The sequence below is a fragment of the Escherichia sp. E2661 genome, from assembly GCF_004745185.1.
Classification (GTDB): Bacteria; Pseudomonadota; Gammaproteobacteria; order Enterobacterales; family Enterobacteriaceae; genus Escherichia.
Genome location: NZ_PDIG01000002.1, coordinates 57,793 through 81,265, shown reverse-complemented (window position 1 = coordinate 81,265; position 23,473 = coordinate 57,793). Strand labels below are relative to the sequence as shown.

The window sequence follows — 23,473 nt, the reverse complement described above, 5'->3', positions numbered from 1 at the left end:
AGGCAACGGTGTTCAGATGCCGGATGCGGCGTGAACGCCTTATCTGGCCTACCAAATGATGTGAATTCAATGCATTGCACAACCTTGTAGGCCTGATAAGCGCAGCGCATCAGGCAGACCTGTTCTCGCCATCAACATTAGTGAGCCTTGCGCCCCACATCTGAATCAGAAATGCATATTGGCGGTGAGCAGGAACGTTCTTGGTTCGCCCGGGTGGTAACGGTAGCCGCTCTTGTTGATTGAGGCGACGTAATCGGTATCAAACAGGTTGTAGACGTTTAGCTGGAAGTCGAGATTGCGATTAACCCGATATCCCAGTTTGGCATCGGCGACCCAATAACCTTCGGTAAACGCTGGCGTTCCCACTGCGCCGTCTGAACCTTTATGCATACTGCCGATGTAACGCGCGCCCGCTCCAACGGAAATATCATCGGTTGCCTGATATTGGCTCCATAAGGTAAAGGCGTGCTCCGGCGTATATGGCAGTGATGATGAACCATCCTGAGCCACATCCGCGCCATTTTTTATGGTCGCTTTTTGCTGGGTGTAGCCGCCAATCACCTGCCACGCGGGCGTGATATTCCCGGCCACGGATATCTCATAGCCTTCGACGCGTTTCTTACCGTATTGTGAGTAAGTCCCGTCATCGTTTTGCTCAACTTCATTTTCGATATCAGTACGGAACAGCGCGGCGGTAAGCAACAGGCGTTTATCCAGCACCTGCCATTTGGTGCCAATCTCACTGGTGTTGGCTTTTTGCGGTTTAAAGTCGGTGCGGCTGGCGCTGTTACCGCTGCCAGACTGCGCAAGGGCGAAGTTGTTGCCGCCCGGCGGCTGCTGGGAAACGGCATAGTTAATATAGACATTGCCGTTTTCCGTCAGGTGATACAGCGCCCCGGCTTTCCAGTTCACCAGATTGCCCGACTTGGCAGTGTCGACGGTGGTGACCGGAGAACCGTTTGCCACGCCAGCAGGGCAGGTGACTGCGCCGCGTCCACTGCCGCCGCAGGCGGTGGCACTGTCATATTCAGTATGATAATTATCCAGGCGGATCCCGCCGTTCAGCTCAAAATCACGGGTGATTTGCAGCGTATCGAAGGCATAAATTGCGAAGGTATCCGTCTGACCATTGGCGTTTGCGCCGTTGCGCGTCAGGCCGCCGGGATGAATGCTGCTGTCAGGATGATAAATATTCACCGCCGGTAACGTCAGCGGATTAACGCCGTAGTTGGTCTGCGTTTCACGGGTAAATTCCACGCCAGTACTAACATCATGACCGATAGAGCCGGTATAAAACGTGGTAGTCAGGTTGGTCTGGTTGGTGAGAATTTTATTACTCACATCTTTGGTGTTCGCCGTACGTGACCAGGTCCAACTATTCACATCGCTGGTAGGCTGGGTAATATTCGACGTCCCGCCCATAATCGCCGTCATCAGGTAATCCTGCTTCACGCGCGACCATCGGGTCGTATTGCGAATGGTGGTGTTATCGTTGATGTCGTGCTCAAAACGCATGGTGGCGGTATCGGTGGTCGAATCGTCGTAATCGGAATCCGTGCCATAAAAGTTATGCGTATCAACTTTTCCGGAATGATTCAGTGCCGCCGTTCCCGCAGATGGTGCAGAATAGCCCGGCAAACCGATGGTCGGAATGCCGCCGTCTGGCGTGTTGTGCTGGGTGACATGCAGATAATTAAGATACAAACGATTCGCTGTGCCAAGGCCAAAAGCTACGGAAGGGGCGACGCCGTAACGCTCATTTTTGACTTTGTCGCGTCCGGCATCGTGCGTTTTTTTCGCCCATCACATTCAGACGCACCGCGGAGGTATCGCCAATCACCTGATTGACGTCCAGCGTGCCGCGGCGGAACCAGGCGCTGCCAATACTGGCGGAGGCGTCAATGCCGGAATCATTGCGCGGCTGCTTGCTGATCATATTGATCGAGCCCGTCGGCGCGCTGCGCCCGTAGTCGGTGCCGGACGGACCTTTAATCACTTCGACCTGCTCAGTATTGAAGGTGTCGCGCGAGACGCTGCCGATATCGCGAATGCCATCAATATAAATACTGTTAGAGGTATCGGCACCGCGCATATAAATGGCGTCGCCAGTGGTGGAGTTACCGTTCTCACCAGCAAAAAATGCACCTACGCCGGGGACGTTTTTTGAGCGCGTCGGTAAGGTTGGTCGCGCCCTGATCTTTAATCACTTGTTCAGAAATCACCGTCATCGTGCGGGTCGTATCCGCTACCGGACGCGAGAATTTCGGATCGGCAGATTGTTGTGGCGCATAAAGCGAAGGCGTTGATGCTTCGACAACCAGCGTGTCATCCGCGTTAGTTTGTCCTTCGGCGGCGAGTACCTGTGCCACAGGCGTGATGCCAATACAAAGACCGGCAAAGAACGTGAGCGAATGAAATTGTCTGGCAGGGAAATTGCGATTGTTTTCCATTTAGCAGGTGACTTTTTCTTATATGTTTAAGTTTTCACTGTCACGAGAAAGCATCTCTGCGGATGCGATGCCACTGTTAATCCCGTAATAGTGTTCGTGAAAGTGATAATAATTTTGATAAGCATTATCACTTAGCGCGATTTTCTATCACCCATTGCGCGAAAAAGAAATACATTTATTTACATTGCGTTCATATTTGATGTTTTTTGATTACAAAACAGGCGAAAACTGCATCCAGAGGCGAATGCAGTTACGTTGGTGGGGTTATTTGTAGATGGTTGCAGTACCGAACATCTGGTCATTTCCGCCCGCGGAATTAATGACATAACCTTTCGCGCCTTGTTCGCGCGCTTTTTCTGCCAGTTTATCCTCCAGATCGCTTAGGTTTGATGCGCCAGTTGCCGAAACGGTACCGGCGGGCCGTAGCTGACCGCTGTCCTGGTTACTCAGAGGCTGCGCGGCATAAGCCGTGAAGGTGATTCCGCTCAGGACGGTGGCAATCAGTAGTGCGAGGCACTTTTTCATAATGACATCCTCAGAAATACAACGAGTAGTGCCTGATAAGTGTAGGTCGCCTGTGCGATGCAAATGACGCAAAAAATTGACAGAGATGTGCTTATTTTTTGAACGATATATTTTTACAAAACAAGACAAATCAATGACATGCATGATGCTGATTTTTATGGTGAATTGCTATAAGCCATAGTCATGTTAAGGTCTTTCGAAACGATAAACGCAGCCAGATATTTACCCTGTCGCGTTATGCGGGTATCTTACGCCGCTGCTTAAAGGAGAATGCTATGTCCGCCCAGAAACCGGGGTTGCATCCGCGCAACCGTCATCACAGCCGCTACGATCTCGCCACGCTTTGTCAGGTGAATCCTGAACTCAGGCAATTCCTCACGCTTACACCCGCCGGGGAGCAAAGCGTAGACTTTGCCAATCCGCTGGCGGTGAAGGCGCTCAATAAGGCGTTGCTGGCCCATTTTTACGCCGTAGCGAACTGGGATATTCCGGACGGTTTTCTCTGCCCGCCAGTACCGGGCCGGGCGGATTATATTCATCACCTTGCCGATTTACTGGCAGAAGCAAGCGGAACAATTCCAGCTAATGCCAGCATTCTGGATATCGGCGTTGGTGCGAACTGTATTTACCCGCTGATTGGCGTACATGAATATGGCTGGCGTTTTACCGGCAGCGAAACCAGTAGCCAGGCGTTAAGCAGTGCGCAGGCGATCATCAGTGCTAATCCGGGGCTTAACCGCGCCATTCGTCTGCGTCGGCAAAAAGAGAGTGGGGCGATTTTTAACGGCATCATCCATAAAAACGAGCAATACGACGCGACCTTGTGTAACCCGCCATTCCACGATTCCGCCGCTGCGGCACGGGCAGGTAGTGAGCGTAAACGCCGTAACCTGGGGCTGAACAAAGACGATGCACTGAACTTTGGTGGTCAGCAACAGGAGTTGTGGTGTGAAGGCGGTGAAGTCGCCTTTATCAAAAAGATGATTGAAGAGAGCAAAGGCTTCGCGAAGCAGGTGATGTGGTTTACCTCGCTGGTATCTCGTGGTGAAAACTTACCGCCGTTGTATCGTGCTCTGACGGACGTGGGCGCGGTGAAGGTGGTAAAAAAAGAGATGGCCCAGGGGCAAAAGCAGAGTCGCTTTATTGCCTGGACCTTTATGAACGACGAGCAGCGCCGCCGTTTTGTCAATCGCCAGCGTTAAAGCGTTGGCTCCCCCGGTGGCAGCGGTTCTGCCGGGGCCGCGCCCGGAGCTGGCAGCACCTGATAAGTCTGCACCGGCGCGCGAACACCCGCCAGGTCGAAATGCTTTTTCACCTGGCTGTCGAGGGCAAAGCGGACCGTCCACTGTTTGAGTGGCAGCGTGGTGAACGAGACACGCAGTGTAAACGCGGTATTGCTTAAGCCGACAATCCCGGCAAAGTTCGGTTCACCAATAACCAGCCCGCGAATTTCTTCGTTTTCCATCAATTCCGCTACCGCATCTTTCAGTGCCTGATTGGCTTTATCAGCATCTTCATGGCGATCAACATCGTAATTTGCCACCACCGAACCAATGCCGCGGACGAAGTTAGCAAAAGTGGTAATCGAAGACCACGGAATGATGTGATACGCCCCGGTATCCTGGCGCACGCCCACGGAGCGAATCGACATCCGTTCCACTGTGCCGGTCAACGGCCCGATGGTCACCAAATCTCCAGTGTTCATGCCGTTTTCAAACTGAATAAATACCCCGGTGATAATATCTTTCACCAGCGTTTGCGAACCAAACGAGATAGCCAGACCTAATGCCCCGGCACCTGCCAGCAATGGCGCGATATTGACGCCGATTTCCGACAACACAATCATGATGGTGATGGTACTGATAATCACCGCCAGCGCGTTACGAAACAGCGTCAGCAGGGTACGCGTACGGGCGCTGGGTAGCGGGCGACCATGAATATCCGAAGCCAGCCGGTTTTCGATCAAACTGGCGAGCACCGTCCAGCCAACCGCCGAGAAGAAAAGAATGAGTGCGATACGGATCAGGATATCTACGGTTTTCTGCCCCGCGCCGTTTTGCAGCCAGTTCCAGAAATCGAACAATCCCCATGCGCTCAACAGCAACATTACCGCCACGCAGACTGTCAGAATACGCGCCGTTTTCAGTGCCGCCGAAAGCCAGCCATTCAGCCGTTTTTGCAGCTCCGGATAGTTACGCTGAGTATGTGGCGAGAGGGTGATGGTTTTCGCCAGCCAGCGGGAAAACATACCGGAAACAAACGCTGCGATACCAATAATCGCCAGGCTGCGCACCGTTGCACCCATCATAAATTTCAGGCTGTTGCCCGGATCGAACAACGAAAAGAAAAACAGCACGATAAAATAGGCGCTTGCCAGCCAGTGCCACACCAGCGCAAAGGCGCGGATAAACAGGCTGAAAAAGGCCAGCGAATGCTCCGCAAAGTTGAGCAAATGTTGGGTAATCTCTTTTTTATTACGAAAGATCAGGTACAACGCCCAGACGGTCATACACAGCATAATGATGACGTTCGCCAGCGCACCTATCTGTACATTCACCTGATTAGAGATAATCGGCACGGCCACAATCAGGCCATAGCCAATCAGGCTGCTTAACCAGCTCAGGCGACGGCTCCAGTAACGGGCGCTCTCGTCCTGAATCGTGAACGGGCGCAGCTCCGCCACGTTTGGGCAAAAAATCAGGCGTAGTACAGCTTTGAAAAATTCAATCAGGGCAAAGGCGTTGAGAAACAAACTTTGTTGGAAAGCGATGGTGCGACTGCCCGCATTCAGGTTGTCGCTTAAAACCTGACCGACAAATAATGTCAGCGCCAGTAACAGCAGGTCGATAATAAACGCCCCGATAATCATCGCCGGAAGCTGTAACCAGTTACTGCGCTCACGATTTTTTTGCCGCGCCCACTGACCCATTTTGCGATACAGCGGCAGTGCGCACAGGCGAATCAGCCAGTAAAAACCAAACACTAATACCGCTAACATCGAAAAATGGCTCAGCGCATTGCTGAAGGTTTGTGGATTAAATGGCTTATGCGGGGAGCCGGTGATATTGCGATAAAGTTGCCCGAAGCGGGCGGAAAGGGCTTCACCATAATGGCGGCTGACTTCGGTGACCTTTTGCAGCACGGTTTGCTCTTCAACCAGCGTCGGCGGCACGATCTTCGGTACGGGTTCCGCAGGGGGCGTAGCGGCGACGGTGCGCAACTGGTCGATCAACTCTTTACGCGAGGTGTCATTATCCAGTACATCCGCCAGTGCGCCATAGGCCGCTTTTTTTTGTTCGATATCCGGTTCCGGGGCCGGTTCAGTCGTTGAGTCCGTTGTCGTTGAGGTTGTAACGCCGGGTATGGATACCGCGTGGGCAGGTGCGCCCAGCAGGCAGAAGAGGATGAACAGGATCCACCGCATGACTCCTCCAGTGAGAAAACAGAGCAAAAAGATAAGTATAGATGCTGGGGGAGGGGCGATTTTAAATGAGAGGAATCTGGTGTGCCTCCCTTTCGGGTGAAAGGGAGGAAGGGATATTAAGCAGGTTGCTGACAACGTGCGGGCTTTTTTGCCGGATGCGGCGTGAACGCCTTATCCGTCCTACACGTTCATGCAATTTTAATAAGTTGCCATATATCCTGTAGGCCTGATAAGCGTAGCGCATCAGGCAATGTGTCTTATTAAGAGACGTGCTGTAAAAATTCCTGCAAGCGCTGGCTCGGCGGATTCTTGATCAACGCCTGCGGATCGCCATCTTCCGCAATCCGGCCTTTGTCGATAAAGATCAGGCGCGAAGCCACTTTCTCGGCAAAACCGATTTCGTGGGTCACGATCACCATCGTCATCCCTTCTTCAGCCAGATCCTGCATAACCTTCAGCACTTCATGGCGCAATTCCGGGTCAAGAGCGGAAGTCGGTTCATCAAACAGCATCATTTTCGGTTTCACCGCCAGCGCGCGGGCAATCGCTACACGCTGCTGCTGACCACCAGAAAGTTCGGAAGGGTAGTGATGGGCGCGTTCCGCCAGACCGACTTTCGCCAGCAGTTCACGTGCCAGTTTTTCCGCCTCTTCTTTGTTCGCGCCACGCACGCGTAGCGGACCAAACATGACGTTTTCCAGCGCCGTCAGATGCGGGAAAAGGTAAAACTGCTGGAACACCATACCCGCTTCCTGGCGAATCAGGCGCTCGTCAACTTTCGGATCGTTAACCTTCAGACCATCTACAATCAGATCGCCGGAGGTGATTTCTTCCAGTTTGTTGATGCAGCGCAGCAGGGTCGATTTACCGGAACCGGACGGCCCGATAATCACCACGACTTCGCCCTGGGCAATATTCAAATCGATATTGTGCAGCACCTGGGTTGGGCCAAAGTGCTTGGAGACGTTTTTAAATTCAATCACAGGATTTTCATCCTTCTTTCCAGACGACGCAGAATAAAGCTCAGCACCAGGGTAATAATCAGATAGAACACCGCCACGGCGCTCCAGATCTCAAGGGCGCGGAAGTTACCGGCAATAATTTCTTGCCCCTGACGGGTCAGTTCCGCCACGCCGATAACAATAAACAGCGATGTATCTTTAATGCTGATGATCCACTGGTTACCCAGCGGCGGCAGCATGCGGCGCAGTGCCAGCGGTAAAATCACGTAGCGAATGGTTTCCCAACGTGAAAGGCCGAGCGCCAGTCCTGCTTCACGAAAACCTTTGTGGATTGACAGCACCGCACCACGCGTGATTTCTGCAATGTACGCGCCGGAGTTGATCATGATGGTGACCACCGCCGCAGTAAACGGGTCGATGCGTAAGTCGTTAAACGCCATCGGCAGGGCGAAGTAGATAAACATCACCTGGACGACGATAGGTGTGCCGCGGATCACTTCAATAAAGACCAGCGCGACGTGGTTGGCTATCCAACCACCGAAGGTGCGTGCAAAACCTGCCGCCAGTCCGATAACCAGGCCGCCAGCCAGACCGAGGACCGAAATCCACAGGGTCATTTTGGCGCCTTCAATCAGAAGCGGAATGGCAGGCCAGATGGCACTCCAGTCAAACTGCATATGTTGTTCCTGTTACCGTGGTGTAAATACCCGAGCCAGAAGGCTGGCGGGGCGAAACGCTGGCCCGGTATGCAAAAGGCCACCGGGCCATAAATTAAAGGCAATCATTATTTCGGTTCAGTACCGAACCATTTTTTGTAGATTTCGTTGTATGTGCCGTTCTCGCGCAGGGTTTTCAACGCGCCGTTGATTTTGTCACGCAGCTCGTCGCTACCTTTCGGGAACGCAATACCGTATTGCTGTGCTTCCAGAGAGTCACCTACCGCTTTGAACTGACCGTTCCCGGCGGTTTTGATGAAGTACAGAATGTTTGGTGTGTCGTGCAGGACGGCGTCTGCGCGGTTGGTACCCAGTTCCATATAGGCGTTATCGATGTTCGGGAACTGACGCAGATCTTTAGTTTTGATGTTCGCTTTTGCGTAATCAACGGAGCCGGTGCCGCTTTTCACAGCAACCACTTTACCGTCGAGATCTTTCACGCTTTTCACATCGTTATTGTTGGCTTTCACCATCACTAACAGGCCGCTTTTGTAGTAGCCGTCAGAGAAATCGATCGCTTTTTTACGCTCGTCGGTAATGGTAATGCCCGCCAGCGCCAGATCGATGTTTTTGGTTTGCAGTGCTGGGATGATGCCGCTGAAATCCATTGGTTTCAGTTCGTAATCCAGCTTCAGTTCTTTGGCGATAGCAGCCCACAGATCCACATCAAAACCAACGTATTTGTCGCCCTGTTTAAATTCAAACGGAACGAAGGCGGTATCCGTCGCCACAACCAGTTTTTTTATCCGCGGCATGAGAAGAAACCGCAAAAGCCAGGGTCAGTGCAGCCAGTGAAACTTTTAATACAGACTTCATAGCATTTCCTTTTTTCTATCCACGGGACGATCCCCTGCGTGACATTTACGTATATGAAAAAATCGTGCCAGTTTTACAACTCTTTGATTTTTATAGGAGCAGTTAAAACGGGTTGCACAATTTATGGGGCAACATCTCCGGTCTGCACCATATTGGGGCGCCAAAGTGGTGCGCAAAATAGTGCACTCAACACATAGGTTATTTAGCGTAAATTCTGATGAAAAAACAATCTTTATGTAACGATTGTGTGATGTTGTTGATACAAATGTTTTACTTTGACAGGCGGGAAAGACGATGAGTTGCACTAAAAAAAGTGCGTAGAGGCGGGCAGCAATGCAAAACGGCCTCCTGTCAGGAAGCCGCCTTTATCGCTTACTTAAGTTTTGCACCATCTGCGATGGATTTATTCGATATTAGATTCGATAAACCACAAGAATTTATCCAGGTCGCGGGAAGCGGCGGTCAGGATATCTGCGGTGTCGTCATCTTTCGCTTCGCCAATCGCTTTGCGCACGTCGTTGGCAACAATCGCGTAACGGTCAGCCAGCTCTTTCAGGTGATCCTGAACGCTGTGGATGTCCAGCGGGTAGCTTTTCAGCGGGGTTTTGCTGTTAATAACTTGAGTGGTACCAAGGGCAACGCCGCCTAGCTGCACCGCGCGCTCTGCCATAGTATCCAGGTGATCGGTCAGTGCGGTACGGAAACCATCCAGCATCTCATGTACGGCAATGAAGTTAGCGCCGCGCATGTTCCAGTGCGCTTGTTTGGTAATCAAAGAGAGATCAATAAACTGGATAACCTGGCGATTCAGCAACTCAACTGTCGCTTTCTTCTCGCTGTCAGAGACATCGTTGCGGGTATAAAGCAGATTGGTCGCTTTTGCTTTGACTAATTTAGCGGTACTCATAATTTCATATCCTCTTGATGTTATGTCCCAGTAATTAACGAGACTAAGTATAGCACCGCCCTGGTGTTCTGCTATTCTGGCTGTCCCTATCACACTAATAGCGGTAACAAGCGTGAAAAATAAAAACTATATAAATTCACATAGTTATGTATATTGCTGGAGACGATTCTTATTTTCTTTTTTACGCGAACTATTCACAGAGAATAGGTTTTGGGATAACAAGATATATAAAAAAGGAAGGGATGAAGAGTCGTGTAATATTCTGCATGGTTATGCATAACCATGCAGAAAGATAGGTTTAATTAATATCTAATTCTTTAATTTTAGTCTCTTTGCGCGCTGTCAGCGTTGAGCCCATTGAGGCGGCAATAATCGCGCCGAGGGCCAGCAGTTGTATTGGCGCCAATGTCTCACCGAGGAAAATCATTCCGGAAACGGCAGCCAGTGCTGGTTCCATACTCATTAGCGTACCAAATGTCCGGGTCGGCAGACGGGTGAGGGGCAATCATCTCAAGCGAATAGGGCAGAGCGGTAGAGAGGATAGCGACAGCCAGACCCAATGGAACAACCGACCAGTGCCAGAGCGCCTCTCCAGCCTGGAATGCGCCAATCGGCACGAAAATAAGCGCTGCAATCAGCGAACCGATAGCCACCGTCGCCGGGCCGTGTTCCGCACCGGCGCGTTGCCCACTTAATATGTAGATAGCCCAACAAGCACCGGCACCGAGCGCCAGCGCACAGCCGGTTAGGTCGACATGCGAAACATCCTGCCCCAGCGGCAGCAGGAACCACAGGCCGAGTACCACCAGCACAACCCAAACAAAGTCTACGGGGCGACGAGAAGAGAACAGCGCCACTGCCAGTGGCCCGGTGAACTCCAGCGCCACCGCAATCCCAAGTGGTACGGTCTGAATAGCAAGATAAAAAAGATAGTTCATTCCACCCAGTGAGATGCCGTAAAACAACAGCGGCAAGCGCTGTTCTTTGGCAAACCGCAGTCGCCACGGTTTAAAGAATGCGATAAGAATCAGTGTTCCCAGCGCCAGACGCAGTGCAGTCACGCCCGGCGCGCCAACCAATGGAAAAAGCGACTTTGCTAATGAGGCCCCGCCCTGAATAGACGCCATGGCAACGAGCAATAATAATATCGGTAACCAGACCGGCATTTTACGTAATGTCCCTGGCATCCGTTCCCCCATAAATTTGTATAGTCAGGTAAAGCGAGGAGTGTACTGGATATAACTAAAACTGGTTGAGCATTTGTTGAAAAAATTTTCCCCGTTTTGACTAAAATGCGCCAGGATTGATTGATTCATCAGCTTGGTGATTAGGAATAATCTGGATGAACGGCAGTGAAAATATGCGTAATACTTACGCAGTTCACTGAAAAAATGATTTAAATTTAGATGGATAGCGGCATGTGGAAACGTTCTGTTACATGAAATGGCCCGTTAGACATCACAAATCGCGAAGAGTTTCCCATTAATTTTTGATATATTTAAAGCTTAGGACTTATTTGAATCACATTTGAGGTGGTTATGAAAAAAAATTGCATGTCTTTCAGCACTGGCCGCAGTTCTGGCTTTCACCGCAGGTACTTCCGTAGCTGCTACTTCTACCGTAACTGGCGGTTACGCTCAGAGCGACGCTCAGGGCAAAATGAACAAAATGGGCGGTTTCAACCTGAAATACCGCTATGAAGAAGACAACAGCCCGCTGGGTGTGATCGGTTCTTTCACTTACACTGAAAAAAAGTCGTACTAACAGTGCAGGCGATTACAACAAAACCCAGTACTACGGCATCACCGCTGGTCCGGCATACCGCATCAACGACTGGGCGAGCATCTACGGTGTTGTAGGTGTGGGCTACGGTAAATTCCAGGACACCAACTACCCGACCTATAAACACGACACCAGCGACTACGGTTTCTCCTACGGCGCAGGTCTGCAGTTCAACCCAATCGAAAACGTTGCGCTGGACTTCTCTTACGAGCAGAGCCGTATTCGTAGCGTTGACGTAGGCACCTGGATTGCCGGTGTTGGTTACCGCTTCTAATCACTTCGGTGATATAAAAAATCCGCCCTTCGGGGCGGATTTTTGTTTTTAAGGTTTCGGGTCGAAAATATCGGTTCCGAGATGGTTGTAATCCACCTTCTGTAACTGGAAATTGGTGATGTATATCGGCCCGGCTTTCTTCTCAGATATAAACGGGTATTTGATATTTATTTCCTTCGCTTTAATTCCCGTCCACTGCGAGAAAAAGCCTAAGAAGTCATTGGCCGAGCGGCGGGCTTTAATCACCCGATGCGCTTTATCGTCGCTGGAAATGACCATAAAAGGCACCTGGAAATTTTGCTGATACTTATCATCATGGGCAAGGTATTGCACGTCTTTGCCGCGCTCTTTAAAGGCCAGACCGTGGTCAGAAAAGTAAACCAGCGAGAAGCTGCTGCCGCTGTTGCGTAACTGGTCGTACAGTTTGCGCAGTAAATCGTCCGTTTGCGTCATGGTGTAGAGATAGCACGATGTTTCCTTCGATTGTACAAAGGTTTCGTATTTGCCTTGTGTCCGGTCACAGGCCTGAGGATGTGAACCCATCAGATGCAAAACAATCAGTTGCGGCTGCGAGTGTTCTTCCGCCAACACCTGAGCGGTCATTGTCAGTAGTTCTTCGTCTTTAGCGTTCTTATCTGCTTCAAAATTACCGTTTTTCAGGAAGTGCACTTCATCTGCACGTTTAGCGATGCTGGCGATAGCCGTATCGTATTCGCCAATTTGTCCCTGATTAGAAAACCACCAGGTCTGGAATCCTGCTCGGTTGGCCAGGGTCACAAAGTTATCCTGAAACTGTGGCTTGCCATCGACTACGCGGTTAAGCGTTAATCCGAGAGATTTCTGTGTGGAGCCACTGGCAGCAATATAATCAGAAAAAATCAGGCCGTTAACGCTGCTGGCAAACGGGGTATTGTTCCAGTGACCACCAAAGGCACCGAGGGCATCGCGACGTGCGCTTTCGCCAATGACCACCACATAAGTGTGATATTTTGGTTTAACCGCAGTGACTGTCCAGGTATCTTTCATCCCGGAAAGTTTCGCCATCCGTTCTTGCTCTTCAATCACCTCGTTATTATTGACGATGACATCCTTAGCAAAACGAAATACCGGATAACCGGTGTCTTTCAGTTTAAATACGCCGCCCCAGGCGAGATTTTGAACCGGAGCGACAAAAAATGTCGCCACACTGAATACCAGACACAGGGTGTCGAATTTATTCCAGCGTGCTTTTTCATCCTCTTTTTTCCGCCTGATCGCAATCACGCCGAGCGCAAAAATAAATAAGCCGACCAGATAGCTATACCACGGGAAGATCGTAAGAATTTCGGTCGACTCTTCCATATTGGTGGAATGCAGCGCCAGCAATGTATTGAAGTTAGGCGCACCGTACGCCTGAGCAAAAGGAAAATAACAGGCCGCCACCAGCGAACAGACACCTATTAAGGTTTTTTGCACACGCGGCAACATCCGCCATAACAAAAGCAAAACGGCAGTAAAAGCGGCGGTATAGAGAAAACTAAAGGGATAACCTAAACCAAGGTTAATCAATAGCGACTGTAAAAAGTAGAACGCAGTCCACGGGCTAAAAACCCGGCTACGGGAAACAAGCGATTCTTTAAGGGTTAAGTTCATATGCCACTATCGTAACAAACGCCATGTGCTTACCCTGGCGTCAAGGGTCAATACCTGCAAGAGTGCGTGAAGAGGGGGAAGGGTCCGCATCTGCGAGCCGCAATATACGCAGGGCTGCAAGAAGATAGAGCGAGCTGCCGTTCAGGTCAACTACTGAGGAACAAATCTTTTGCGAAGAGAATAGCAAATCCGATAAAAAGTGGGGTTTTTCAATCCAGAACAATCTATGCCTGCAATAAAGCAGGAGTAAAGCGGCGTACCGCGACGCCGCTATTTATCGGAAGGTTTATCTTGCTGCGGTTTGTTGTTGACCATATCGCACAACATCGAGAGCAGCATTAACCGTACTTTAAAGGGAGAGTGACTAAACACGCGCATACACCTCTTGAACTCATTCATAAGACCTCCTGACTTGCTAATCCCGTCGATCCATGAGGGATGATTGCATTACATACAGATATAGCACAGGCTATATTATATAGCTATTGCTAAAAACGTTAATTTTTTGTACCTTCGCAACTCTGGTTTACAATGTGCGCACGAAATGAGAACGCTATGTATGTGTCACCATAATGAGGAAGCACAATGAGTCGTCGCGCAGGTACGCCAACAGCAAAAAAAAGTGACGCAGTTAGTGAACGTGGAAGAGCACGTTGAAGGATTCCGCCAGGTCAGAGAGGCACATCGCCGTGAACTTATCGACGATTACGTTGAGCTGATTTCTGACCTGATGATGGAGGTGGGAGAAGCGCGCCAGGTTGATATGGCCGCCCGTCTGGGAGTCTCTCAACCTACGGTGGCTAAAATGCTTAAGCGCCTGGCAACAATGGGATTGATTGAAATGATCCCCTGGCGTGGCGTGTTTTTAACGGCGGAAGGAGAGAAGCTGGCACAGGAAAGCCGCGAGCGGCATCAGATAGTTGAAAACTTCTTGCTGGTATTGGGCGTTAGCCCGGAAATCGCCCGTCGCGACGCGGAAGGCATGGAGCACCATGTCAGTGAAGAGACGCTGGACGCCTTTCGTTTGTTTACCCAGAAACACGGTGCCAAATGAGTCTGCCTTTTTTACGCACGCTGCAAGGCGATCGTTTTTTTCAGTTATTAATTCTCGTTGGCATCGGATTAAGTTTTTTCGTTCCTTTCACACCTAAGTCCTGGCCTGCCGCTATTGACTGGCACACCATCATCACCTTAAGTGGCCTGATGCTGCTGACCAAAGGCGTCGAGTTAAGCGGTTATTTTGATGTGCTTGGGCGCAAAATGGTGCGCCGTTTTGCTACTGAGCGTCGACTGGCGATGTTTATGGTGCTGGCAGCGGCGCTGCTTTCTACATTTCTGACCAACGACGTCGCGCTGTTTATTGTTGTTCCGCTGACCATCACGCTAAAAAGACTGTGTGAGATCCCGGTTAATCGGCTGATTATTTTCGAGGCGTTGGCGGTGAATGCCGGATCGTTGCTGACGCCGATTGGCAATCCGCAAAATATCCTAATCTGGGGACGCTCTGATCTTTCGTTTGTCGGTTTTATTGCCCAAATGGCCCCGCTGGCTGGTGCGATGATGCTGACACTACTGCTGCTGTGTTGGTGTTGTTTCCCTGGAAAGGCGCTGCAATACCATACTGGTTCGCAGATGCCGGAGTGGAAGCCTCGGCTGGTGTGGAGTTGTCTGGGGCTGTATATCGTCTTCCTTATGGCGCTGGAGTTGAAACAAGAGCGTGTGGGGGCTGGTGATTGTGGCGGCGGGCTTTGCGCTGCTGGCGCGTCGCGTGGTGCTGAGCGTGGACTGGACGTTGCTGCTGGTGTTTATGGCGATGTTTATCGACGTCCATTTACTGACCCAACTTCCGGTATTACAGGGCGTGTTGAGCAACGTGAGTCATTTATCTGAACCTGGATTATGGCTGACGGCGATTGGTTTATCGCAGGTCATCAGTAACGTGCCGAGCACGATTTTGCTGCTCAATTATGTGCCACCGTCTTTACTACTGGCATGGGCGGTAAACATAGGTGGCTTTGGTTTATTACCCGGATCGCTGGCAAATTTGATTGCGCTACGGATGGCGAACGATCGCCGTATCTGGTGGCGTTTCCATCTCTATTCAATACCGATGCTGTTGTGGGCGGCGCTGGTGGGATATGTTTTGTTGGTTATGATCCCGGCGGGGTAAGGTCGGGCAAATTAAAAAGGCGGATTATCACTCCGCCTTTTGCTTAAGTTTTAACGATTAATTCAGACGAACCGGCATCCCGGAACGGTTTTGAATAGCCTGATCAAGAACAGCTTGGTCAACGTCTGGCTGACCAGTCACTGTCTGCACGCTCTTCGTCAGAGTAATCGGTACAATTTCCTGACCTTCAAACTGGGCTTCGGTGGTAGACAGCGGGTTATGGACTTCAATATAACGGCTGCCGTCTGGCTCGGTAGTCGCTTTTACCGGCTCATCAATAAACTGCACGCGAGTACCGACTGGCACTTTCTCGAACAGGAATTTAATGTCTTCGTTACGCAGACGCACACAGCCGTGGCTTACGCGCAGGCCGATACCGAAGTTAGCGTTGGTGCCGTGGATAGCGTACAGGCGACCGATGTACAGTGCATACAGCCCCATCGGGTTATCCGGGCCAGCCGGAACGACAGCCGGAAGCGGTTCGCCTGCTGCGCGGTACTCGGCGTGCATTTTTGCGGTCGGTGTCCAGGTCGGGCCAGCTTTCTTACGCTCTACTTTGGTGGTCCAGTTGATAGGTGTATCTTTACCTAACTGACCAATCCCGATCGGCAACACGATAACGGTGTTGGTCCCTTTCGGATAGTAGTACAAACGCATCTCTGCGCTGTTAATCACGATACCTTCATGCACGGTATCTGGCAGGATCAACTGCTGTGGAATGTTCAGTACGGTGCCGCCTTTCGGCAGGAAGGTATCCACACCAGGGTTAGCTTCCATCATGTTGGAAAGACCCATCTGGTACTCGGCAGCAAAATACTCCAGCGGCTGAGTGTTACCTTCAGGGATTGTGATCACCTGATTCTGACCAACCAGGCGACTCCCGTCGGTTGGCAGAGGATAAGTTACCGCAGAGGCGGTACTGCAAAAGCCGACAACAGCGAAGGCCGCTGCGAATAATGTTTTCAATTTCATATTCATGTTAAGCGAGATTTAGTGCCTGGCAGGCCATTAGGTTGAGAATATTAGAGTATTGGAAGCGCATTATATGTTCATTCCAGCTAACAGTGAAATCAGATGTGTACTAAATCACATTTTTTGCCTTTGGGAAGAGTGTAGACCTTAAGCGGGGGACGGGATCTTCTTTCAGACTTATGGCATAATACGCGGTTTGTCATATCTCTTTTCAGGATACGCCTGTGTTAGTTTCCAGTAACGTCACCATGCAGTTCGGCAGTAAGCCGTTGTTTGAAAACATTTCCGTCAAATTTGGCGGCGGCAACCGTTACGGCCTGATTGGCGCGAACGGTAGTGGTAAATCCACCTTTATGAAAATCCTCGGCGGCGACCTTGAGCCGACGCTGGGCAACGTTTCCCTCGATCCGAATGAGCGCATTGGTAAGCTGCGCCAGGATCAATTTGCCTTTGAAGAGTACACCGTGCTGGATACGGTGATCATGGGGCATAAAGAGTTGTGGGAAGTGAAGCAAGAGCGCGACCGCATCTATGCTTTGCCGGAAATGAGCGAAGAAGATGGCTACAAAGTGGCCGATCTGGAAGTGAAATACGGCGAAATGGACGGTTACTCTGCAGAATCGCGTGCGGGGGAATTGTTGCTTGGCGTCGGTATTCCACTGGAACAACACTACGGCCCGATGAGTGAAGTTGCTCCTGGCTGGAAGCTGCGTGTGCTGCTGGCGCAGGCGCTGTTTGCAGATCCGGACATTCTCCTGCTCGACGAACCGACCAACAACCTGGACATCGACACCATTCGCTGGCTGGAGCAGGTGCTGAACGAGCGTGACAGTACCATGATCATCATTTCGCACGACCGTCACTTCCTCAACATGGTTTGTACCCACATGGCGGATCTGGACTACGGCGAACTGCGCGTTTATCCGGGCAACTACGATGAGTACATGACGGCCGCGACCCAGGCGCGTGAACGTCTGCTGGCTGATAATGCCAAGAAGAAAGCGCAGATTGCTGAGCTGCAATCCTTCGTTAGCCGCTTTAGCGCCAACGCCTCGAAATCTCGCCAGGCGACATCGCGCGCGCGTCAGATTGATAAAATCAAACTGGAAGAGGTAAAAGCCTCCAGTCGTCAGAACCCGTTCATTCGTTTTGAACAGGATAAGAAACTGTTCCGTAATGCGCTGGAAGTGGAAGGTCTGACTAAAGGTTTTGATAACGGTCCGCTGTTTAAAAATCTCAACCTGCTGCTGGAAGTCGGTGAAAAACTGGCGGTACTGGGTACCAACGGCGTCGGTAAATCGACCCTGTTGAAAACGCTGGTGGGCGATCTGCAACCGGACAGCGGCACTGTAAAATGGTCTGAGAACGCGCGCATTGGTTACTATGCCCAGGACCACGAATATGAGTTCGAAAATGATCTGACCGTGTTCGAATGGATGAGTCAGTGGAAGCAGGAAGGCGATGATGAGCAGGCGGTACGCAGCATTCTAGGTCGTTTGCTGTTCAGCCAGGACGACATCAAAAAGCCAGCGAAAGTGCTTTCCGGTGGAGAAAAAGGGCGGATGCTGTTTGGTAAGTTAATGATGCAGAAGCCGAACATTCTGATCATGGACGAACCGACCAACCACCTGGATATGGAATCCATCGAGTCACTGAACATGGCGCTGGAACTGTATCAGGGGACGCTGATCTTTGTTTCTCACGACCGTGAGTTTGTAAGTTCACTGGCGACCCGCATTCTGGAAATCACCCCGGAACGCGTGATCGACTTTAGCGGTAATTACGAAGATTATCTGCGTAGCAGAGGGATCGAGTAAGTTATTGCCCGTCACCCCGATACAGTCGGGGTGACGGCGGCTGAGGACAAACGCAAGATTGCCTGATGCGCTACGCTTATCAGGCCTACGCAGTCCATGCAATATATTGAATCTGCAAGACTTTGTAGGCCGCATCCGGCATGAACAAAGCGCACTTTGTCAGCAATCTGAGCAACATCGAACCTACTTCCTTAACCTCACTTCCAATAATCCATCCACTCTTACACGTCCATGCCCAGTGCGCGCTTACCGTGAATGTTCAGATCATCCAGCGTAAAGCGGTCTTCCCAGTTTGCTTCATAATCTTCCCGCGGGAAGTCGCCCGGTGATGCGCCTTTTTCCAGCGCCATTTTGACTTTGTGTGCATAAGCCCGATTTTTCTCGCACATTGGCGCAGCAGGGATATACATCACGTTGCCCCAACCCTGTTGATTGTCTACTGGCGCGACGGAGTGAATCACATCGCAGTGCCACCAGACGGAATCCCCTGCTGTTATCGCGGGAATGGATGTCAGCGCTTTAATCAGTAGCGGATGCCATTTCTCTGAAATGGGCAGAACTTTGCCAGGTGCAACCCCGCACAGTTCATCGTCCGGTACGTCATCCAGCAGCGGGCGCAATAAAACATACGCCATCGCTTCCGGGATAGGCACCACATGCAACAATCCCTGACCCGATAACATATCAGAGAGCGCAGTCCAGCCTTGAAACGTGCGGAACACTGAACATTTGGTCGTGTTATCCACCGTGTACTCTTCGACATCGGTCCGGTGTGCAGCATCCCAGGGATCGTAATCATCGAAATTACCATTGAACACATTGGCAAAAACGCGCTGATAAGCGGGTAATAACCACCGTTCCAGCGCACCAGAATCGGTATGTGCGCCCAGGCCTTTAGATGTAGTACCTGGAGGACGACGACGGATCCTGTCCGGGTAAATCACACTGATATCAGGATCAAACCACTGTTTGCCGTTGCTTTCAGCCTTCCACAGGCGGTTCAGGAAAGATTGCACAGCAGCCATATTTTCGCTCTGCCGCGCTTGCATTTGTGCTTGTGACCAGTAAATGGGATAGATTTCGGGACGAGAAGCCTCCAGTGAGCCGAAAAAACTGTCGCCAGGGCCTTTATAAACATCATCAAAATGATTGATATCGAGATAATCGAGCATGGCATGATCCCACGCCAGCGCCTGCTCGCGAGGGAAATGACCTTTTATTACTGCACAGCCGCGACGTTTAATTTCATTGCGAGTGGTATCGCTTACTGTACCTGCGGCAATATCGCTATAAGAAACTTCTGGCCAAACCGGCAACCCTTGCGCTTTTAGGGCATCGATTTCAGCAACACGCGTTTCGATTTTTGTCAGAGAGTGTATCGAAAACCTGTTGTACATCACCGAGCTGTTCCCGCAGCGCAGCTTTCATTTCTCGGATAGCCGCTTTCGCATCTGTGGGCAGCGTCTCACAGGAAAAAGTCATATCAACCTCTCATCTTTCGTTCGAAAGTAAAATGATTACGATTGATACTTTAAGTTAAAAATAAGTTAACGCAAGATAAAGATCTTGAGTCACCGCACAAAGCGAGCAAAAAGGCGAGAGGCCGAAGTGGTCACTCCGGCCCGGGGGAAAATCAACTATTGAAAGGAGCGATGTTATCCAGCACCGCCTGAATTACATTCAGCGCGCCTTCATGATTATTGTCATCCGTAGCGTAATGAGCGATTTGTTTAATACTTTCAGCAGCATTGCCCATTGCAAAAGAGTAATGCGCCATTTTTAACATTTCGGCGTCGTTACCGCTGTCACCAATGGCCACTACATTTTGCGGCGACAAATCCCAGCGTTTTATCAACCGTGAAATACCGTTCGCTTTATGCAGGCCAGGTATAATCAGGTCAATAAACCCAAAACCACTGGTCACCGGTTTCATAATGCCGTCGAGTGCAATGTGCAGTTTGTCTATCACCTGTGGGATCTGTTCATCCGGCAGGTTCAGAGAAAACTTGAACAGTACGTCGTCAATGTCCTGGTAATCCTTTACAGGTTTCAGGCGATGGTAGTGTTTTGCCATCAATGCAACGAATGATTCCGGGGCATTTTCACTGATGTATGCACTTTGCAGACCGCAGGCAACAAAATTCAGTTGTTTATCTTTCAATAACTCGCCAATAACAATCCGCGATTCATGTCGGGTCAGTTCGCCGTGAAAAAGCTGCTTGCCGTGTTCGTAAACCAGAGCGCCGTTTTCTGCAACAAAAGAGATTTCATCTTTTAGCTCAGGGAAGAAGGAAATGAGCTGGTAATATTGGTTACCGCTGGCGACAACGAACTCAATATCGCGCTTTTTCAGTTCCTGATACTGCGCCATAAAACGCTCATGATTGTACGTTTTGGCGTCGTTTAGAAAAGTACCGTCCATGTCTGTGACGATAACTTTTACGCTCATAGAAGTGCTCCTGGCAATGAATGCAAACCGCCACAGTGTAATAACAATGTGACGCAGGGCACAAATTTATTTCGAATGTAATTGAGCGAGAAATTGATAGCGTGAATGATATGGCCCGGCGACGGTGGCCGCCGGGCGGAAGAGTTACAGCATATGTTCGGTACGGGCGATGATATCGTCCTGTGCGTCTGGAGAGAGCGCGGTGAAGAAGGCGGAATAGCCCGCGACACGCACCACCAGATCGCGGTATTGATCCGGATGTTTTTTCGCTTCCAGCAATGTTTCGCGGGAAACGATGTTGTACTGAATGTGCCAGCCTTTATGTACTTCGAAGAAGGTGCGCAGCAGGATCATCAGTTTCTGCTTGTCAGATTCGTTCTCCAGCGTCGCCGGGTTCAGTTTCTGGTTGAGCAACACACCGCCGAGAATCGCTGCGGTAGGCAGTTTACCCACCGAGCCAATGACCGCCGTTGGGCCGAGATGGTCGGTACCGGAGGCCGGGCTTGCGCCTTCTGCCAGCGGGGTATGCGCTTTACGCCCGTCCGGCGTTGCCATGGTCTGTGCGCCGAATGGTACGTTGGCGGAAATAGATGATGTACCTGCGTAATAATTGCCGCCGATCGGGCCACGACCGTAGCGTGGGTTATGGTACTGCTTCAGTTCGTCGATATAGGTCTGATAAGCACGAGCCAGCAGCGTATCGACAGTATCGTCATCATTGCCGTACTTCGGCGCGCCGTTAATCAGACGCTGACGCAACTGCTCGTGAGTCAGACCGTCGAAGTCTTCCGCCAGTGCGGCAGCCAGTTGTTGCTGACCAATCGTGCCCTGTTCAAATACCAGTTTCTTCACTGCCGCCAGGCTGTTGCCGAGGTTAGCAATTCCGACCTGTAAGCCAGATACCCAGTCATATTTCGCGCCGCCTTGCTTGATACTTTTCGCTCGCTCAATACAGTCATCCACCAGCGCCGAGCAGAGAATATCGTGCACGTTCTCTTCCAGCATGGTGTCGACCACATATTCGATTTCGATTGATTTGCGGGTGTAGTAACGGATTTGCGTATCCCATGCGTCCATGACTTCATCGAAGTTGTTGAAGTTACCCGCTGACAACGCTTTTTCTTGTGGCAGGAACACTTTGCCGCTGGTGGCATCACGACCGCCTTCCAGCGCCGCCAGCATTACGCGGGCGAAGTTGATAAAGCTCATGCCGGTGCAGCGATAGCCCCATTTACCGCCGACTGCGGTTTCGATACAACCAATCGCTGCGTAGTCGTAAGCGTCCTGCGGTTCAATACCGAGTTTAATAAATTCCGGGATGACGATTTCGTCGTTGTTGAACGCCGGCATCCCGAAGCCGCAGCGGATCACCTGCACACAGGCATCGAGGAAATCGTTGCTCATTCCCGCATGATAGCGCACGCTGAGGTTAGGCTGAGTCGAACGCAGGCGACCGCAAGATTCGAGGATCGCGTAAGAGAGTGGATTCACCGCGTCCATCGGCTGACCATCAACCAGATTTTGCCCGCCAATGGTGACGTTCTGATACAGCGGACTTCCCGCAGAGGCTTTTGAGTGCGAGCCGGAGCGGATCTTGTTCACTTCCAGCAGTTTCAGCCAGCAGCTATGCAGCATCTCGATAGCGTGTTCGCGATCCAGCGTCTGGTTGAGTTCAACGTCGCGGCGATAGTACGGATAGAGATACTGATCCATACGACCAAACGACACCGAGTGACCGTTAGATTCGATCTGCAAAATCAACTGGATGAAGTAACACAGTTGCAGCGCCTGCCAGAAAGTCTGTGGCGGCTGGTGGGCGATGATGTCGCAGTTTTCTGCCATCGCCAGCAGTTCATCACGACGACTTTCGCGAGATTCGGTGGCGGCCATTTCACGCGCCAGGGCAGCGAAACGTTCAATGTGTTCACTGACTGCCACCAGTACGATATCAATCGCTTTCAGGAACTGCTCGCCGTGCAAATCTTCCAGCACTGTCAGGTTGATACGCGAGCGACGCTCTGCCACTTTCTCGCGCAGACCATCAAGCCCTTTTTCCAGCAGCAGCGGGAAATTGACCGCCAGGTGCGCATCGCCGGAGGTCATATTGCCCTCCGCTTTGATGATGCCGGTCGCCAGCAGGCCTTTTTGCTCATCGGTAAACATGCCATAGCAGCGATCCTGTACGGTCTGACCGCGCCACCACGGGCACACTTCATGCAGAACACGTTTGTTCTCTTCGCTCACCGCAAAACCAGCACCCGGACGATCCGCCAGATCATCAATCTCTTTTTCGATCCAGGAGACGGTATATTCCGGGAAGATCGGCGCGGCACGGACTTCACTGGCCTGGTTGCCGATGATTAACTCATCGTGTTTGATCCAGATGGTGCGATTAGCCAGGTGGTGCGCCAGCGCCAGCGCGCGACGTACCGGGATTGGCTTGTCGAGATGTTGTTGATACATCTCAGTATAGTGCTGTGCGCGCTCGGTACAGACCGGCGGTTTCACAATATGCACCAGCGCATTTTTGTGCGCTTTAATGCGGTCGCTGAGCGTGTCCAGTTTCAGTGTTGTCAT

The 23,473-nt window shown here is 51.0% G+C and carries 13 protein-coding genes and 7 pseudogenes; 6 read left to right on the top strand and 14 right to left on the bottom strand.

From position 1 onward, the window contains the following. Positions 1-165 precede the first annotated feature (165 nt). Together CRI63_RS02225 and mcbA are read right to left on the bottom strand one after the other, a co-directional pair. Positions 166-2,450, bottom strand: a pseudogene (locus tag CRI63_RS02225) (catecholate siderophore receptor Fiu). Between the two features lie 264 nt (positions 2,451-2,714). Continuing rightward, positions 2,715-2,975, bottom strand: a complete 261-nt coding sequence (mcbA, locus tag CRI63_RS02220; RefSeq protein WP_010347475.1) for a DUF1471 family periplasmic protein McbA — start codon at positions 2,973-2,975, stop codon at positions 2,715-2,717. 275 nt (positions 2,976-3,250) lie between these two features. On the opposite strand from mcbA, the gene rlmF reads away from it, so the two are divergent. Further along, complete coding sequence (rlmF, locus tag CRI63_RS02215) at positions 3,251-4,177, top strand: 23S rRNA (adenine(1618)-N(6))-methyltransferase RlmF (RefSeq protein ID WP_001275941.1); 927 nt, start codon at positions 3,251-3,253, stop codon at positions 4,175-4,177. On the opposite strand, the gene ybiO is transcribed toward rlmF, so the two are convergent. The 6 genes and pseudogenes from ybiO to rhtA form a co-directional block, all read right to left on the bottom strand. Beyond that, the gene (gene ybiO / locus CRI63_RS02210; protein ID WP_135518360.1) at positions 4,174-6,399 is read right to left on the bottom strand and encodes a mechanosensitive channel protein; all 2,226 of its coding nucleotides are present in this window, start codon (positions 6,397-6,399) and stop codon (positions 4,174-4,176) included. The genes rlmF and ybiO overlap by 4 nt on opposite strands. A gap of 260 nt (positions 6,400-6,659) precedes the next feature. Beyond that, positions 6,660-7,382: a glutamine ABC transporter ATP-binding protein GlnQ gene (glnQ, locus tag CRI63_RS02205; protein ID WP_032302757.1), complete on the bottom strand. Its 723-nt coding sequence runs from the start codon at positions 7,380-7,382 to the stop codon at positions 6,660-6,662. Beyond that, the gene (gene glnP, locus CRI63_RS02200) at positions 7,379-8,038 is read right to left on the bottom strand and encodes a glutamine ABC transporter permease GlnP (RefSeq protein ID WP_061090926.1); all 660 of its coding nucleotides are present in this window, start codon (positions 8,036-8,038) and stop codon (positions 7,379-7,381) included. The genes glnQ and glnP overlap by 4 nt, the downstream gene beginning before the upstream one ends. Positions 8,039-8,145: 107 nt before the next feature. Beyond that, positions 8,146-8,893 (bottom strand): annotated as a pseudogene (gene glnH, locus CRI63_RS02195) (glutamine ABC transporter substrate-binding protein GlnH). Positions 8,894-9,296: 403 nt separating this feature from the next. Next, positions 9,297-9,800 carry a DNA starvation/stationary phase protection protein Dps gene (dps, locus tag CRI63_RS02185; protein ID WP_064530112.1) on the bottom strand — a complete coding sequence of 168 codons (504 nt, stop codon included), beginning with the start codon at positions 9,798-9,800 and terminating at the stop codon, positions 9,297-9,299. A gap of 298 nt (positions 9,801-10,098) precedes the next feature. Further along, positions 10,099-10,987: pseudogene (gene rhtA / locus CRI63_RS02180) on the bottom strand (threonine/homoserine exporter RhtA). Positions 10,988-11,220: 233 nt separating this feature from the next. On the opposite strand from rhtA, the gene CRI63_RS02175 reads away from it, so the two are divergent. Together CRI63_RS02175 and ompX are read left to right on the top strand one after the other, a co-directional pair. Further along, positions 11,221-11,286: a protein YliM gene (locus tag CRI63_RS02175; RefSeq protein WP_120795379.1), complete on the top strand. Its 66-nt coding sequence runs from the start codon at positions 11,221-11,223 to the stop codon at positions 11,284-11,286. A 62-nt stretch (positions 11,287-11,348) separates the two neighbouring features. Beyond that, positions 11,349-11,856 (top strand): annotated as a pseudogene (gene ompX / locus CRI63_RS02170) (outer membrane protein OmpX). Between the two features lie 48 nt (positions 11,857-11,904). Here the strand turns inward: ompX and opgE are convergent. Together opgE and mntS are read right to left on the bottom strand one after the other, a co-directional pair. Continuing rightward, on the bottom strand, positions 11,905-13,488 hold the full coding sequence (gene opgE / locus CRI63_RS02165) for a phosphoethanolamine transferase (RefSeq protein WP_135518358.1): 1,584 nt from the start codon (positions 13,486-13,488) through the stop codon (positions 11,905-11,907). Positions 13,489-13,758: 270 nt separating this feature from the next. Then, complete coding sequence (mntS, locus tag CRI63_RS02160) at positions 13,759-13,887, bottom strand: manganase accumulation protein MntS (protein WP_001001761.1); 129 nt, start codon at positions 13,885-13,887, stop codon at positions 13,759-13,761. A gap of 186 nt (positions 13,888-14,073) precedes the next feature. Between mntS and mntR the strand changes: the two are divergent. Together mntR and CRI63_RS02150 are read left to right on the top strand one after the other, a co-directional pair. Continuing rightward, positions 14,074-14,542, top strand: a pseudogene (gene mntR / locus CRI63_RS02155) (manganese-binding transcriptional regulator MntR). After that, a pseudogene (locus CRI63_RS02150) lies at positions 14,539-15,658 on the top strand (anion transporter). The pseudogenes mntR and CRI63_RS02150 overlap by 4 nt, the downstream one beginning before the upstream one ends. 57 nt (positions 15,659-15,715) lie before the next feature. Here the strand turns inward: CRI63_RS02150 and ldtB are convergent. Further along, positions 15,716-16,636, bottom strand: coding sequence for a L,D-transpeptidase (gene ldtB / locus CRI63_RS02145; protein WP_001056379.1), 921 nt, complete (start codon positions 16,634-16,636; stop codon positions 15,716-15,718). A gap of 218 nt (positions 16,637-16,854) precedes the next feature. Between ldtB and CRI63_RS02140 the strand changes: the two genes are divergently transcribed. After that, positions 16,855-18,447 (top strand): ABC-F family ATPase, encoded by a 1,593-nt coding sequence (locus tag CRI63_RS02140; protein WP_130205149.1) that lies wholly within the window; start codon positions 16,855-16,857, stop codon positions 18,445-18,447. A gap of 221 nt (positions 18,448-18,668) precedes the next feature. On the opposite strand, the pseudogene CRI63_RS02135 reads toward CRI63_RS02140, so the two are convergent. The 3 genes and pseudogenes from CRI63_RS02135 to CRI63_RS02125 form a co-directional block, all read right to left on the bottom strand. After that, positions 18,669-19,929, bottom strand: a pseudogene (locus tag CRI63_RS02135) (DUF1479 domain-containing protein). Between the two features lie 151 nt (positions 19,930-20,080). Continuing rightward, positions 20,081-20,896, bottom strand: coding sequence for a sugar-phosphatase YbiV (gene ybiV, locus CRI63_RS02130; protein ID WP_135405751.1), 816 nt, complete (start codon positions 20,894-20,896; stop codon positions 20,081-20,083). Positions 20,897-21,040: 144 nt separating this feature from the next. Continuing rightward, positions 21,041-23,473: a glycyl radical protein gene (locus CRI63_RS02125; protein ID WP_135518356.1), complete on the bottom strand. Its 2,433-nt coding sequence runs from the start codon at positions 23,471-23,473 to the stop codon at positions 21,041-21,043.